Genomic DNA, 14,681 nt, shown 5'->3' with positions numbered 1-14,681 from the left:
TATAAATATTTTATGACCGCAAAACAACAAATTATCTTGAAAGTGACCGAAAAAATTATCGCAGAGCGTGGCCTGCATAATCTTTCCATGCAGCTTGTTGCCAAAGAAGCATATATTGCAACAGGTACAATTTATCGGCATTTCAAAGATAAAGAAGCGTTGCTTGAAGCGTTGCGTAAACACGTTTTACAAAAGCTGGTGCGTAAAGCGCTCACAAACATTAAGCGCGGTTCAGAAGAGCAAGTATTCAAACGTATTTGGTTCAACATCCTAGAATTTAGCGATGAAAAAACATCAGATACGATAAAATTCGAGCAATACTATAACCTTCCAGGGGTTGATGACGAGCAGCATTTAGAATTTGAACAGGCTGTATTTGCAGAGCTCAACTTCTATTTTGATCAAGGCATTGCCAGTGGCCTTTTCCAAAATTTACATCACGATATTCTTTATGCCATCGGTTTTGAGCCCGCCGTATCGCTCGCATGGAAGATTCGACGTCGTGGAGTTGCATATAGCCCTTTACAAATCGAACAAGCTGCCGACACCTGCTGGCGAGCAATTCAAGCGATCCCGAATGATCCGCGTTCACTTCATTCTAAATTTTGACCATCTAGTTTATATATGCTGAGTACATGATGCCCATGGCGCTGTGACATAATTCATCAGCAGCGCTTTGTTCAACTTAGGCCTTCGGGTACAATGCAACGCTCACCATGATGAGCCATTGATGACTAACACTTGGAAAGCGATATGATCAACCCAAAGAAAATTGAAGACGTTGCCAAACAACTCAGCGACAACTTGCCAGGCGGTCTCAAGCAGTTTGCTGGTGAATTTGAAGAGCGCAGCAAACAGATTTTGCAAACTCAGTTGATGAAGCTTGATGTCGTCAGCCGTGAAGAGTTTGAAGTACAGCAACACGTACTCCTTAAAACCCGAGAAAAACTTGAAGCACTGCAAGCACAAGTTGACGCTTTAATTGCACAGCAAGAAGACGCAAAATAGCGCTAAGTTAACTCGCCTCACGCTAGAGCAGTGTGAGGCATTGCAATGCCAAATTCTAAGTCAACGCCATTCATAGGCCTGCTGCTTATTTTATCAAATCGAACCCTGCTAGGTCTTCACAACTGACATCATGAAATTTTTGGGTCATTGGATCGATAAAGCTTAGTCGACGGGCAACTAAAGCGAGTGGGCGCTCAAAATTATCAGGCCCTTTCGGTGCCAATTGAGGGTAAAATCGGTCATTGAGTATTGGCATGCCCAAGCTCATCATATGCACTCGCAATTGATGGGTTTTACCAGTAATAGGGCTCAACTCAAACAAACCATATTCTCCATGAGTCGCCACGAGAGTTATCTCTGAGTGTGAGTTGGCATCACTGTCACCAACCTCTTGCAAGAAGCTCGGATTGCTGCGCTTTAATTGGTTTTTGACAGACCAATGAATCGGCAACGTTTGCACACCACTTTGTATCGATGTCAAAAGGTCTTCTGTCAGCCGAGCGATTGCATGGTATTGCTTATTGATTTCACCCAACTTGAATAACTCATGATATGCATGCCGTACTTCAGGCTTCTTTGTCAGCAAGATGACCCCAGCCGTATCACGATCTAAGCGGTGAGCTGGCGCTATCGTATCAATTTTAAATCGATTGCATAAGCGGTGCGTCAAGCACTCATTCACGAACTCGCCTCCAGGAGAAACCACTAAAAAGTGTGGCTTATAAGCGATAATAATATTTTCATCGTGAAACAGAATACGCTCTGAAAATGGTATTTTAGGCTCATGGGCCACTTCTCGATAATAATAAACCTTCGCCATTGCAGCATAAGGCGTGCTTTCGTCAATTAACTCGCCATTTGCCCAATGAACCTTGCCATCACGTACTCGAGCATGCCAAATCGATTTTTCAATTTGAGAAAAGTGATCAATTAAAAATGCCAATACAGTTCGATGCTTGTCATTCTGTTGGGGCAAAGCAATATAGGAAGGTCGGATAGAACGAACAGTCTGCATAGTGGCGTAGATCTCAAAAATGATTCACGCACATTTTAACGTCATTCTATACACGTGACGAGAAGCCATTTTCAAAAGGCCGACAAGCGCCCAGTTTGACGATCAATCGACATGAGATTTAATCAGCTGCAGAACAAAATCCATCGTTTTATGGCAACTGGGTTGGTTCAGTAGCATTAACTTGTCTTTGTTATACATAGGCAAGACTTCTAACCAGCGTTGGCTTACCCAAGCAGCATCTTCCAAATTCATCTTGGAATAGAGCTCAAATAGATCGGGGTTAACTTGATAAAACTGCTCTAATGCGGCGCTGATCAACTCAAACTCACCACGGATAGGCTCTTCAGCCCAGTTCAAGCAAGGGAGGGTTTTCCCCATCCACAGCTTATCACTGTCCTCATACGCAGATAGGATTTTTACCCGTTGATGCCCTTCAAGTACAATGCTCAAACTATCATCTTCTAACAAGTTAAAATCGATAATTTCACATTGCGTTGCAATCGGGTAGCAGGGCAAATCGCTTTTTGCTCGAAACATGCCAAAAGCCAATGGGTACTTCCCTTTCAGAACCTCAGCCACCATACGCAGATATCTCGGCTCAACAATTCTGACTTCAAGCCGTCCATCTGGCAAAAGCAAAGCGTCTCTCACGAGTAACGCCATCTCCTGTGTTCGCATAATAACCTCCGCTCTTCATGAGGTTTAAATAACCATCAAGAACATTCACTAAGTAAAGTTTAGCAGCTGATTAGTTTTCAGCCATTTAAGCCAAACAAACTTGTATATTTAATAGACAGCGCGATGGAGGGTTTTATTACAGTTATGCTAGAGCTTTTCGATTTTATGGGCGAGCTGAGAACTGTTCAGTATTTGGTCAAAGTCCTCAGCCAGTCTGGCGCTAAGCGCTACGGCTTTATTCCAATAGGTGATTCTTTGGTCTGAATCCATTTTTGAAAAATCAGCCCTGTCAGGGATCTTTCCATAGGGTAATTGCGCAATAAAATCATTCGAAGGTGCCAAAATTAATGTTCGACTATGATTCAATTTACCACGGCGCCAGGATAAAGATTTATCAAACCATCCAGGAGTAATGTCTGGATAAAAGTGGGGGTAAATCGTCAAACCTTTTGGCTGCGACAGCGGAAAATCAAAATGATAATCGGTGATCCCGCCGTCATAGAAAGCACCTTTTCCCAGCCCTTTGATTTCGAGAACAGGCTCAAGAATTAATGGAATCGTTCCTGTAGCCAAGAGCACTTGGTCCATATTGGTTGGGTTCAGCGCTACACTCTGAGTGGGTAAATCCGTTAAATCTTCAAATGGACTCGCAGCACTGAGCAAAGCTGTAGAGAACAATTTGCGCTCAAAATGCCAAGCCAATGTGCGACGACTCATCACATTGGTCGCTGCGGCAAGCATTAATCCAGCCATTTGCACCCACCTTTGCGGCAGTTGATTTAAATGGCGACCTTGGCAAACAATAAAATGACTACGAATGATGGGGTTCGTCGCAATTTCTTTCGCGCCAGTAGCCCCCAGTATCCCACGAATAAGCGGCTTCACTCGCTGGCTTATTTCCTGAGGCGTAGGTTTATCATCATATCGCTGATTTATGTATAGGGTTTCAAGGCGCTCATACGCGAGCAGCGGGCTTTGCTGTGCCAAACAAGCAAGGCGCCACGCACCAGAAGACGTCCCTAGAGAATGAAGTGGCTTTTGCCGTGCTTTAAAAAATTCCCCAAATAAGTACTTATCAAGCCCTGCGATCCCTAACCACTTGGGGCCCCCCGAAGCAGCAAAGATTTGACTAAACATTTCCGAGCACAAGCCCTGCTCTGAAATTTGACGATATGCTTCCTCTCCAGCAATGAGCCGTATACTGGTCAATTGAAATCCCTCACCTCAGTCCTTTCATTTTCTACGCCGTAAGCATTCAATGCATTACACCAGCCCTATTGAAATGTCACCTTCATAAAGGGTGTGACTTAGCTCAAAAAGTAGTCACAACGACGTATCCTTCGCAACTAAGGTTTTTATAATCAAATTAACGAATCAACAACTTGGCAACATTTTATCGCATTACAAGACACAGCTAAAGGACTAGCTAATATTCCTGTTCATTACCCTGAAAGCGAGAATAACAATGGCAAAACTAACCACACTCTTATCTGCGCTATTCGTATTCACTTGTTTCACGTCATTTAGCACATTTGCAAACAGTACAATCCACCCACAGAGTACAGAGCGTATTGTGTTAAATCTTCAGTTTGATACTGCTTCAGCGGTAATTCGACCTGGTTTTGAAGAAGAACTTCAAACCATCGCAGATAGAATAAAAGGCCTAAATGCACCAAGCATTAAACTTGAAGGGTTCACCGACTCCCAAGATAAACAGGAAAACAACATCCCACTTTCAGAGCACAGAGCATACGAAGTGGCGAAAGTGCTAGCCGACTATGCTCAGCTTGATATTCATCAATTTCGCTGGATTGGTATTGGTGAGCTTAACCCGATTGCCAATAACAATACTGCCGAAGGTCGCTCGAGAAACAGGCGCGTAGAATTGGTGATCTCACTTCCCAGTGATGAATAAGAGCCGAGCAAAACAAAGACTGCAGGCATAGACGAAAGAGCTGACCAATTAGGCTCTTTCATTTTAAAAGCAGAAAACACAGAAGAAAATTGATGGCACGATAGATTCGTCGGAATCCATTTCATACTTGCTGAATTGAGAGAATTACATAAGTATAAACCGAGTGTATTGAAATCACTTGGGAAGGAAATCATGCCACAAGGAGAATGTTGTGAACACTTTCAGATTTAAACCTATCGCGCTCGCTTTGCTAGTTATGGTAGGAACGCTGACCCTCAATTGCGGCTACGCACAAATTCTTTTAACCGAATTGCCAAAGCTAAAGGCGTTAAAAGTGAATTCAACCAAAGTCATTACTTCTGGTTTGCCTACAGATGAGCAATTTTCAGATTTGCAGCAAGCAGGTGTTGATTTAGTCATTGACCTCATTCCAAAAAACAACCCGAACGCAAATCCAAATGAACTTCATGCCGCGACACAGGCAGGGCTAACTTACGTCAATATTGAAGTCGATTGGAAACAGCCACAAATACAAGATGTAGAACAGTTTTTCGAGGTCATGAATACACATAAAGGCAAGGATATACTTATCCATTGTGCAGCAAATTACCGTGCATCAGCCTTCTATTATTTATATCAAATAACCCACGAGAGAATGGACGCCGAAGCAGCATTTAAAGTCACGCTAACGCCTTGGGGCAATGACATTGAGCAAAGCTTATCGGAGTACCCTCAGTGGCAAGCATTAATCAATCAAATCAAAGAAAAGTATCAAATCCAATAACCAAAGATGATATCTACAAGGCTCTCGTATTCAAAAACGTCAAATCATGCCCTAAAGCAGAAAGCTCTAGGGCATCAACAAAACATCGCCCATTAACTCACTTCTTTCGTGTGATCCTGAAAGACTTCCGCGAGTCGAATTCGGTAGGACTCAAATAGATTGCTCTCTACGCCTGTCACAACCACTAGATTATGCGCCACATGGTTCTGCCACTGAGTTACAGACTCTACATCTTCCCAAAATGAAAGGCTCAACACTTTTCCTTCATCAGTAAGCCCTTGAAATCGCTCAATCGAAATTAAGCCTTTCCGATCTTTTAAGGCTTCACTCATTTGATTGGCAACATTCATATATTCTACTTTGCCGATTTCGGTTGGAACAACTTCAAAGATGACAGCAATCATGACACTCTCCGTTTTCTTCATTAGTAACTAGAGCCAAACCCTGATATGCAATCGAGTTCATCAGTTCAGTAAGCTCAGTAAATTTTAGCGTCATAAATACGCCACTCACTGCAAAGCCTGCAATACTGAGGCCAAAAAACACCTGCGCACATCGGCACTAAAACATCACCCAGAGGCGAAAAGTTTAAATCGGGTTAACGAATGCAAGACAGGAAAGAACTGAAAGAAAAACGGGGTTGTAATGATTAAGCACCAATTCCTTACATGGAGAACGATCAAAGCATATAGCCGTATAAAACCAGTGAACAAGGAAATCAACCTAGCCTAGAATTATACGGCCTGTGCAGAACAACAGTGCTCTAGTCGCAAAATTACTTAAACACGCAGTGCTTTGCGTAATCTGTTGCTTCGTTTGCAGTCCAGTCGCCTTTCGGCTTATCTTCTAACTTCTTGCACCAAGCTTCACTGCCCACTTCAGGGGCGCAAGCCGTTAAACTTGCAGCAAACGCTAGAGCCAATGCAACAGATACTGATTTTTTCATAGACATCTCATTCTCCTTTTATGATTTGCCGGCATTTTAGCAGAAGTTACACCACGAAGGGGAAATGAAAACAACAAGCTCATCAACCCCCTGATGAATCCAAAAATTCATCCACAGGCCAACTCAAACCGTATGCAGTGCTTACTTATCACTCATTCACAATGGAACGCTCTTGGATCCATTCACGTGCAAGTTGCTTTTGCTCTAAAGGAAACCAAGCAACCTCGCCCTGCATAAACGGTCCCAGCAATCGCACGCTATTGCCAACCCAATCTGGTCCACCCACAAATACAAGGGCATCAAAATGCGGCAATTGTACTTCTCCGCTCCCCGTTAATGATGCGTGCTCCCAGCCTTCTAGCAACACATCGGCTTCAATATACAAACACACTTGCTGCCACTCCTGTCGATACGACTCAATCATTGGCTGCAAACAAACACGATAATCAGCCGCAGATAAACGACCACTCACAAAAAGACTGATAACTCCCTTAGCAATATTGGGAATTTGGCATAACATAGGCGTACTCCATTAAAACACGCAGAAATTTGGTTTACCAAACGCGCAAATCATAACAGGCTTGTATGCCATTGGCACGTAAGCCAAATCCTGTGCCATGGCTAAATAATTTGGAATATCATGATTAAGATATCAAACAGCGTACAGCTTCAGGACTCGGAGATTGAATGGCAATTTATTCGCTCTAGTGGCGCAGGCGGACAACATTTAAATAAGGTCTCAACGGCAGCGCAACTGATCTTTGATATCAAAGCGTCCAGCCTGCCTGAATTTTACAAACAACAGTTACTCAATAAACGAGATCATCGCATTACCCAAAGTGGCAAAATCATTATTAAATGCCAGCAAAGCCGCAGCCAAGATTTTAATCGGCAAACCGCTTTGGAACAATTCATCACGCTGGTCACAAGTGCAGCCCAAGTCGCGAAAAAAAGAATCGCCACAAAGCCAACCCGCAATAGTCAAAAACGACGGGTTGATGCGAAGAAGCAACGGGGGGCAACCAAGGCACTCCGGCAAAATAAAGCGAGCTACTAGAAACTTTTGATGATTAACTCATTGAGGCTAGCGCAATTTAATAAAAATCGGTAACGTGTGGATACTCGAAGCAATCCCCACAATCAAACAGGACGGATGAATGACTAACCCGACTAAAATTTTGTTGCTGAACGGCCCAAATCTCAACCTTCTTGGCCGGCGCGAACCCGAAGTTTATGGTTATCAAACCTTACCTGAAATTGTGTCAGACATTACAGCTCTTGCAGCCAAAGATGATGTCAATATCGAGCATTTACAATCCAATGCTGAGCATGAACTCATCAATGCCATTCATGAAACGGATGCTGACTTTATAATCATTAATCCTGGGGCTTTCACACATACCAGTATCGCCCTGCGCGATGCTTTGCTGGGTGTTGCGATTCCGTTTCTCGAAATACATTTATCAAACGTTCACGCGAGAGAACCTTTCAGACAACACTCGTACTTATCTGATGTGGCCATTGGTGTGATCTGTGGTTTCGGTGCACAGGGCTATGAATTTGCATTACAGGCTGCCCTGCGACATCTTCAAAAGAGTGCTTAATATGGATATCAAGAAAATTCACCAAATTATGGCTCTGGCCCATAAATTTGATATTGAGAAATTTGAACTCTCAGAGGGTGAAAGCAAGCTGCAATTTACACGCTCTCAAAACACACAAGCCAAAGATGCACTGCAATCAGCAAGAATACAAAGGCCCGAAGAAAAAGCCGTAGAGCCAACATCCCCCACGCTTCCCCCTCAAGAAATAGAGTCATCGACACCCGCTTTTGCAACGGATGACATCCTTGTATGCCCAATGGTCGGTACTTTTTATGGTGCGCCAAGCGAAGACGCGCAGCCTTTTGTGCAGGTCGGTGACAGTGTAAAACAAGGCGATACTGTTTGCGTCGTCGAGGCCATGAAGATGATGAACCAAATCGTCGCGCATAAATCTGGCGTAATCCAAGCTGTATTAGCAGAAAACGGAACAACGGTAGAATTTGACCAGCCACTAATCGTTATACAGTAGCAGGACAATTGGAATCTCAATGATGATAAAAAGAGTCCTCATTGCAAATCGCGGTGAAATCGCACTGCGTATTCTTAGAGCTTGCCATCAATTGGGTCTAGAGACCGTTGCCATTTATTCCTCGGCCGACAAACATCAGCCTCATGTTCGACTCGCCACGCAAAGCCTATGTATCGGTCCAGCACAAAGCCAGCGCAGTTATCTGAACATGGAAGCCATCATTTCTGCGGCCAATGTTTCAGGGGCGGATGCGATTCATCCTGGTTATGGCTTTCTGGCCGAAAATGCCGACTTTGCCCAGCTCGTTACCGGCAGTGGTTTTACTTTTATCGGGCCCAATGCTGACATTATTCGGTTAATGGGCGATAAAATTAATGCGATTCAAGCCATGGAATCTGCTGGAATACCCACCCTACCAGGTTCCTGTGGCGCACTAAAAAGTGATACACAACAAATCATGAGTATCGCTGCAAGCGTTGGTTACCCCGTTTTAATAAAGGCTGCAGGCGGGGGCGGTGGACGCGGTATGCGCGTTGTAGAGTCAGAAGATGACTTACTGGAATCAGTACGCTTAACGCAACAAGAGGCCAATAGCTTCTTTGCCAATGATCAGGTTTACTTAGAAAAGTATCTGCCACAGCCCCGGCACATCGAAGTTCAGGTTTTGGCCGATCGCCAAGGCCATGTCTTCTGCCTTGGCGATAGAGACTGCTCGGTTCAACGCCGACACCAAAAGCTAGTGGAAGAAGCTCCAGCCCCAGATATTCCACAGAACTTACGCCAAGCGCTCGCAGAACAATGTATTGCTGCTTGCCAAAGTATCGGGTACGAAAATGCAGGAACTTTCGAATTTTTATATCAAGACGACCAGTTTTACTTTATCGAGATGAACACTCGCCTTCAGGTTGAGCACACCGTAACGGAACAAATTTCTGGTATTGACATCGTCCAAGCCCAGCTCACCATTGCCGCAGGCGAGTCACTTCATTTGACATCGCAATTGGTGCCACATCAGGGACATGCGATTGAGTGCAGAATAAATGCTGAAGACCCGCAAACGGGCATTCCCTGCCCCGGTACAATTACCAAACTCAACATTCCAGGCGGGCTTGGTGTGCGTTGGGAGTCGCAACTTTATCCGGGCTGTGAAATATCAAGCCACTATGACGCAATGGTCGGTAAACTGATTTGCCATGGCCGCACCCGAACTCACGCGATGCACGTCATGAAACAAGCGCTCATTGAACTCCAAATCGAAGGCATTTCTACGAACATAGACTGGCACTTACAACGATTCACAGAGCAACTTCTCCAACCCAACTAGGCACAGAGCAATGATTCTTATTACAGGCGCAAGTAGCGGGCTAGGGGCAGCCTTAGCCAAACACTATCATGCTGATGATATCGATTTATTACTCACCGGGAGAAATAGTCAACGACTTGCACGTGTTAAAAATACCAATGCGCCTTGCGCACAAACTGTTGTTGCCGATTTATCTGAACCAGAACAGATTCAAGCGGTTTTCAAGCAAGCGACCAATCCCATCCAAACCGTGATCCATTGTGCAGGGAGTGGCTTATTTGGAGAGCTCGGTGAACAGTCGCCATCAGAAATTAAAAAGCTTGTGCAGGATAACCTCACTGCGACGATTTTTTTCATCCAAGCCGTTGTCGAGCGCTACCAAGACCAAGCGCTTGACCTCGTCGTTGTGATGTCAACTGCTGCACAAACCGCAAAAAGCGGCGAGTCCACCTATTGTGCGGTTAAGTGGGGAATTAAAGGGTTTGTCGAGTCAGTACGGCTGGAATTAAAAAATAAACCCATGAACATAATTGCAGTTTACCCCGGCGGCATGGCCACAAGCTTTTGGCAATCAAGTGGCAAGCAGATTGATACCCGTCAATTTATGACTGCCGATGAAGCAGCAATCATGCTAAAACAAGCACTTACCAGCTCAGCCCACGGTTATATTTCAGATATAACAATCAATCGTAAACCGTAAAACCTATGCCTAAATGAAGCGGCCTCGTATGGTTCATTGGTGATAAAAAACGAGGGGCATGTGCCATTTCAACAGGCTCCGTCGCCATTATCGAAACAATTTGACCGGCTGGCTGACAATGTTGAGTTCTTGAGCCAGCGCCTGCTGAAAGTCTTCAGCTAAACAAGCAAAACCCAAGTAAAATTCTGTCTGTGCATGCGCCTGAGCCAGAGCAAAACAACGGCCAGACCAAGGAAACATGTGCTGCTGTAATAATACCGATAAGACAGAAACCAACTTCTGCGAAGATTCCGCTTCAATAATCCTGCCAAGCAAACGATCAATGACAGCAAAAAATAGTGCGATATGGTCAACGGGTTGATTGAAAGATAGCTCAAACTCAATCTGATGATGCCGATAGAAATCCATTAAAGCGATAGTGCTCACATCATTGATCAGTTGTTGTTCCCCTAAATAAACAGAGCCCCAAGGCATTGCTTTGGGCTCACCAGGGCCAAAGAACAGTTGTCCATAATCAAGCTTCAAAGTATCTAAGTTTTCTAGATCACAGGCTTCTAAAAACCGATGGATTTGAGCTCTCCCTTTCTCATTCAGTGGACTTCGCGTTAAATCAGGCCACGTCAAAGCCACCTCATGCTCCTTCAAATACGCGATTAGTTGCACCGAAGGGTATTGCAACAGAACGTTATGAAGCACTCGGGCCATACCTTGTAGTTCAATAAGCTGCTGCAAATTTTTTGATTTCATAAATACCTCGTTGACGGAAAGAGGCGCCGACTGGCGACGCCTTCTTCGTTAGGAAAAACTAAACTTCAGCAAAGTTTAGAACTTCACCATCCCCCCCCTCTGTTGGCCTGCCATGTTTATTGGCCTTTATGATGAGATTGGGAGAAGTAATGCTTGATGAAGGTAAAGGGGCAATATGGCCATCACTCTCACCATACTTCGCCTTTAGGTTTTCCATCGTGTCAAAATCAAGTGCTCGAAGCGGACATGCTTCAACGCAGCTTGGATTTTTGCCTTCGGCTAAACGCTCATAGCAACCATCACACTTTGTCATCACCTTACGGTCAACATCGATTTGTGGAGCATCATAAGGGCATGCACGTGCACAACTCTCACAACCAATACACAATTCAGCGGCAACATGAACCAAACCATCTTCACGGCGTTTGTGCATTGCTCCCGTCGGACAAGCTTTGACGCATACGGGTTCATTGCAGTGATTACAACCTATCGAAGTGTAATAACTAAACACATTTTGCTCGAAACTTCCGTCAGCATTTGCTGCCCAGCTCCCTCCGCCATATTCATACACGCGACGCCAGTTGACGCCAACGGGCAAGTCTTTTCTATCCTTGCATGAAACATGACACACTTTACAACCAGTACACTTGGTGGTGTCTACATAAAAACCATATTGCGTAGATTCAGTCATCTGTTATTACTCCATCAAGCTTTAGCGATCTGTACACGATTCGTGTGTTGCGGATTGCCCTTACAAACAGGGGTTGGAAGATAGCGAGTTAACGTATTAATACAGCCACCGATATCTATTGGGTGACCAGATGGTCCCATGCGATTAGGGTCCGGTTGATACCATGCACCTTGGCCTAAAGCTGCTACGCCTGGTGCCACTCGCGGTGTGACACGAACAGGAAGTTCAATCGTGCCGCGATCATTCCAAACCAGAACTTTCTCGCCTTGTATTAACCCACGTGCTTCAGCATCTGAAGGGTTCATCCATACTGCGTCTTCCACAGCTTCGCGCAACCAAGGCACATTGTGATAGCTCGAATGTGTTCGACCTTTGGTGTGATAGCCCATTAGCTGCAGCGGATAGTCTGCCGCGGTCGCAGTATCCTCATAGCCATCCCACGTAATCTGGTACTTTGGCAATGGGTCAATTTCATGCCCCAAAATTGACCCGTCCAATTCATACTCAACCGCTTTTTGAGCCCAATCGATAGAATACATTTCTATCTTTCCTGAAGGCGTGCCGAGCGGCTCTCCACCATTCACAAAACTATCGAGTGAAATACGAACGGTACTATCAAACGAACGGAATACCCCTTGCTGCTGCGCTTCAACAAACGTTGCAGGCAACGGGGGCTCGGCGTTAGCATTTTTTGGATTTGTAAGCGTGCTTTGATACAGCTCTTCTAACCAAGCAGCTTGATCTTTACCTTCTGTAAAGGCTTCACCCAGTCCCATTTTGTCTGCGATCATCGAACAAATCTCAAACATCGACTTACACTCCCAAAGTGGCTCAATGGATGTAGACATCGCGGTTAGATAGCCCATATTTCCTGACGCATAGCTGTCATTCACAAGGTCGTTCGTTTCTAGCCAGCTCGTATCAGGTAAGATAATATCTGCGAATTTTGCAGTGGATGTCATCCAGCAGTCACAGACAACTACCAATTCTGCTTTAGTATCATCTTCGAGGACCTTGGCTGAATAGTTGCAGTCAGAGTGCTGATTGATTAGCGCATTGCCGTTAATACTGAAAATCGCTTTAATATTGGCTCCAAGTGGAGTGTCTAGATCAGCAGTGCCAGTCACACCATCTTTACGACCCGTCATGGTTTCACCACGTTCAACGGCGTCAGCCCAAGTATAGAATGAGATTTTTTCGGTAATCGGGTTGGTTAGTTCTGGTAACCCCGCTCGACCTAGGCTAGATTGCGCAGGCAAACCTCCATTGGTAACACCGGGTTGACCCACTTTGCCAGTCAGTAGTGGCAACATATAACAAGCACGCATAGCCTGCTCACCGTTTGCATGTCGGTTTACGCCGGCACCAGTGATAATATATGGGGCGCTTGCAGCCATTATTTTGCTGGCAACATTCTTGATGTTGGCTTCCGAAATGCCACAAATTCCGGCTGCTCTTGCTGCTGTTTTTGCTTCACCGGCAAATTTACCTTCCCCGAGAATATAATCTTTATAATTATTCTCCGGATCGATATTAGCTGCGAAACCCATTTTAACGGCATCTCCACTTGCTTCGAATTCTGCAACCACCTGTTCGAGTGATGCTTTGTCAAACCCAATACAAAATTGATCAAGGAATGCTTTAGAGTTGGCATCAACCCAGCCTGAACTGATCATCTCGTACGCTATTCCTTCAGCAAAAGCAGCATCAGTGCCAGGGCGGATTGCAAGCCACTGATCTTCTTTACCCGCCATCGAATCGGTATACCTTGGATCCACCATAATGACTTCTAGCTCAGGGTTAGCTTGCAATGCCTGTAAGTAGTCATATCCCTCACCTGAGCCACTTTGACGCATTTCGCTTGGGTTGTAGCCAATGCCAATAAATAGGTCACTGTCTTTCAATGTGAGGAGTGACGAGCCAGTTGTAGAACCGCTGGCCCATGTTGCTTTTGCTGCAGCCGTTTGTTGCCACCAAGAATAGTTTCCATAGTATTTAAGGTAACCCCCATTCAAATTAAGCAAACGATGGAAGTTCGAACGGCTCTCAAAACCATAGTACGCACCACTGCCATAGGTGGTGAAAATTGATTTATTGCCGTAGCTTTCAGTGATTCGCTGTAATTCACTCGCAATGGTAGATGCCGCTTCATCCCACGAGATCGGCACAAACTTACCTTCACCACGCTTCCCAACGCGTTTCATCGGCGTTTTCAAGCGATCAGGAGCATAGGTACGTTGCTTCAACGATCGGCCCCGAGCACATGCTCTGACCTGGTGATTGACACCATATTCATCCGTCGTTTCAAAATCAGTTTCTATACGGGTAATCACACCGTCTTTTGTAAATACTTTTATGGGGCAGTTTGAGCCACAGTTGACCAAACAGGCGGACCAATTGAGTTTTTCATCACTCCCAACCGGTGGGGTTGGCGGCACGACTTCAACATCGCTTGAGCTTGAGTTACAGCCTGAAACTGTCGCTGCGCAGCCCATTGCTGCACTCATTTTTAAGAAACTTCTGCGTTCCATTCTCATATCCTCTTGCAGTTATGGTTAGCCCAGCGCGTTAGCGCAGCTGGTAGCTAAACGACAACATCACTTGGTGCGCGTTATAGTTGTGGTTCAAGTCGCCAAGGGTGGTTAGCCCTGAAATCGCATTCACATCGACCTGCGCATAGTCGGTGTCGTAATAACGTTCATACTGGTAGGCCAGTTTCATCGCCATCTGCTGACTGAATTGGTAGTTGGCATAAACATCAACACTGTGGCTATAGCTGTAGTAATCGCCTTGCTCTGTGGTGATGTCATAGCTGACAAAG

At 45.0% G+C, this 14,681-nt stretch carries 19 protein-coding genes; 9 read left to right on the top strand and 10 right to left on the bottom strand.

Going from position 1 to position 14,681, the window contains the following annotated elements; all coding sequences use genetic code 11:
• Positions 1-12 precede the first annotated feature (12 nt).
• Entirely contained in the window at positions 13-609 is a 597-nt protein-coding gene (locus tag IEY18_RS16650) for a TetR/AcrR family transcriptional regulator (RefSeq protein WP_188922941.1), read from the top strand.
• 144 nt (positions 610-753) lie between these two features.
• Complete coding sequence (gene ubiK / locus IEY18_RS16645) at positions 754-1,008, top strand: ubiquinone biosynthesis accessory factor UbiK (protein ID WP_188922940.1); 255 nt, start codon at positions 754-756, stop codon at positions 1,006-1,008.
• 85 nt (positions 1,009-1,093) lie between these two features.
• Here ubiK and IEY18_RS16640 read toward each other — a convergent pair whose 3' ends face one another.
• The 3 genes from IEY18_RS16640 to IEY18_RS16630 all read right to left on the bottom strand — a co-directional run bounded on the left by IEY18_RS16640 (position 1,094) and on the right by IEY18_RS16630 (position 3,910).
• Positions 1,094-2,023, bottom strand: coding sequence for a pseudouridine synthase (locus tag IEY18_RS16640; RefSeq protein WP_188922938.1), 930 nt, complete (start codon positions 2,021-2,023; stop codon positions 1,094-1,096).
• Positions 2,024-2,125: 102 nt separating this feature from the next.
• Entirely contained in the window at positions 2,126-2,701 is a 576-nt protein-coding gene (locus tag IEY18_RS16635; protein WP_188922936.1) for an LON peptidase substrate-binding domain-containing protein, read from the bottom strand.
• 147 nt (positions 2,702-2,848) lie between these two features.
• Positions 2,849-3,910, bottom strand: a complete 1,062-nt coding sequence (locus IEY18_RS16630; RefSeq protein WP_188922934.1) for an alpha/beta hydrolase — start codon at positions 3,908-3,910, stop codon at positions 2,849-2,851.
• A 256-nt stretch (positions 3,911-4,166) separates the two neighbouring features.
• Here IEY18_RS16630 and IEY18_RS16625 point away from each other — a divergent pair, with 256 nt between their 5' ends.
• A complete protein-coding gene (locus tag IEY18_RS16625; RefSeq protein WP_188922931.1) occupies positions 4,167-4,616 on the top strand; it encodes an OmpA family protein in 450 nt (149 codons plus the stop codon).
• 211 nt (positions 4,617-4,827) lie between these two features.
• Positions 4,828-5,400: a protein tyrosine phosphatase family protein gene (locus IEY18_RS16620; protein WP_229780004.1), complete on the top strand. Its 573-nt coding sequence runs from the start codon at positions 4,828-4,830 to the stop codon at positions 5,398-5,400.
• Positions 5,401-5,492: 92 nt separating this feature from the next.
• Here IEY18_RS16620 and IEY18_RS16615 read toward each other — a convergent pair whose 3' ends face one another.
• The 3 genes from IEY18_RS16615 to IEY18_RS16605 form a co-directional block, all read right to left on the bottom strand.
• Positions 5,493-5,804 (bottom strand): antibiotic biosynthesis monooxygenase family protein, encoded by a 312-nt coding sequence (locus IEY18_RS16615; RefSeq protein WP_188922929.1) that lies wholly within the window; start codon positions 5,802-5,804, stop codon positions 5,493-5,495.
• A 371-nt stretch (positions 5,805-6,175) separates the two neighbouring features.
• On the bottom strand, positions 6,176-6,352 hold the full coding sequence (locus IEY18_RS16610; protein ID WP_188922927.1) for a DUF3012 domain-containing protein: 177 nt from the start codon (positions 6,350-6,352) through the stop codon (positions 6,176-6,178).
• Between the two features lie 142 nt (positions 6,353-6,494).
• Entirely contained in the window at positions 6,495-6,866 is a 372-nt protein-coding gene (locus tag IEY18_RS16605) for a SpoIIAA family protein (protein WP_188922925.1), read from the bottom strand.
• 120 nt (positions 6,867-6,986) lie between these two features.
• Between IEY18_RS16605 and arfB the strand changes: the two genes are divergently transcribed.
• From arfB to IEY18_RS16580, 5 genes are all read left to right on the top strand, one after another.
• Positions 6,987-7,403 carry an alternative ribosome rescue aminoacyl-tRNA hydrolase ArfB gene (gene arfB, locus IEY18_RS16600; RefSeq protein ID WP_188922923.1) on the top strand — a complete coding sequence of 139 codons (417 nt, stop codon included), beginning with the start codon at positions 6,987-6,989 and terminating at the stop codon, positions 7,401-7,403.
• Positions 7,404-7,503: 100 nt separating this feature from the next.
• Positions 7,504-7,950 carry a type II 3-dehydroquinate dehydratase gene (gene aroQ / locus IEY18_RS16595; RefSeq protein WP_188922921.1) on the top strand — a complete coding sequence of 149 codons (447 nt, stop codon included), beginning with the start codon at positions 7,504-7,506 and terminating at the stop codon, positions 7,948-7,950.
• Position 7,951: 1 nt separating this feature from the next.
• On the top strand, positions 7,952-8,419 hold the full coding sequence (gene accB / locus IEY18_RS16590) for an acetyl-CoA carboxylase biotin carboxyl carrier protein (protein ID WP_188922919.1): 468 nt from the start codon (positions 7,952-7,954) through the stop codon (positions 8,417-8,419).
• Positions 8,420-8,438: 19 nt separating this feature from the next.
• Entirely contained in the window at positions 8,439-9,743 is a 1,305-nt protein-coding gene (gene accC, locus IEY18_RS16585; protein ID WP_229780002.1) for an acetyl-CoA carboxylase biotin carboxylase subunit, read from the top strand.
• A gap of 10 nt (positions 9,744-9,753) precedes the next feature.
• Positions 9,754-10,422: an SDR family NAD(P)-dependent oxidoreductase gene (locus IEY18_RS16580; RefSeq protein WP_188922916.1), complete on the top strand. Its 669-nt coding sequence runs from the start codon at positions 9,754-9,756 to the stop codon at positions 10,420-10,422.
• 87 nt (positions 10,423-10,509) lie between these two features.
• Here IEY18_RS16580 and IEY18_RS16575 read toward each other — a convergent pair whose 3' ends face one another.
• From IEY18_RS16575 to IEY18_RS16560, 4 genes are all read right to left on the bottom strand, one after another.
• Positions 10,510-11,169: a TorD/DmsD family molecular chaperone gene (locus IEY18_RS16575; RefSeq protein ID WP_188922914.1), complete on the bottom strand. Its 660-nt coding sequence runs from the start codon at positions 11,167-11,169 to the stop codon at positions 10,510-10,512.
• Positions 11,170-11,227: 58 nt separating this feature from the next.
• Positions 11,228-11,860, bottom strand: a complete 633-nt coding sequence (locus IEY18_RS16570; RefSeq protein WP_188922911.1) for a DMSO/selenate family reductase complex B subunit — start codon at positions 11,858-11,860, stop codon at positions 11,228-11,230.
• Positions 11,861-11,874: 14 nt separating this feature from the next.
• A complete protein-coding gene (locus IEY18_RS16565; protein ID WP_188922909.1) occupies positions 11,875-14,391 on the bottom strand; it encodes a DMSO/selenate family reductase complex A subunit in 2,517 nt (838 codons plus the stop codon).
• Between the two features lie 37 nt (positions 14,392-14,428).
• Positions 14,429-14,681: MtrB/PioB family outer membrane beta-barrel protein (locus IEY18_RS16560; protein WP_188921566.1), on the bottom strand; the 253-nt coding region annotated here is incomplete at its 5' end.

This window comes from Shewanella gelidii (assembly GCF_014647855.1).
GTDB classification, from domain to species: Bacteria; Pseudomonadota; Gammaproteobacteria; order Enterobacterales; family Shewanellaceae; genus Shewanella; species Shewanella gelidii.
This window is presented reverse-complemented; position numbering and strand designations above follow the sequence as displayed.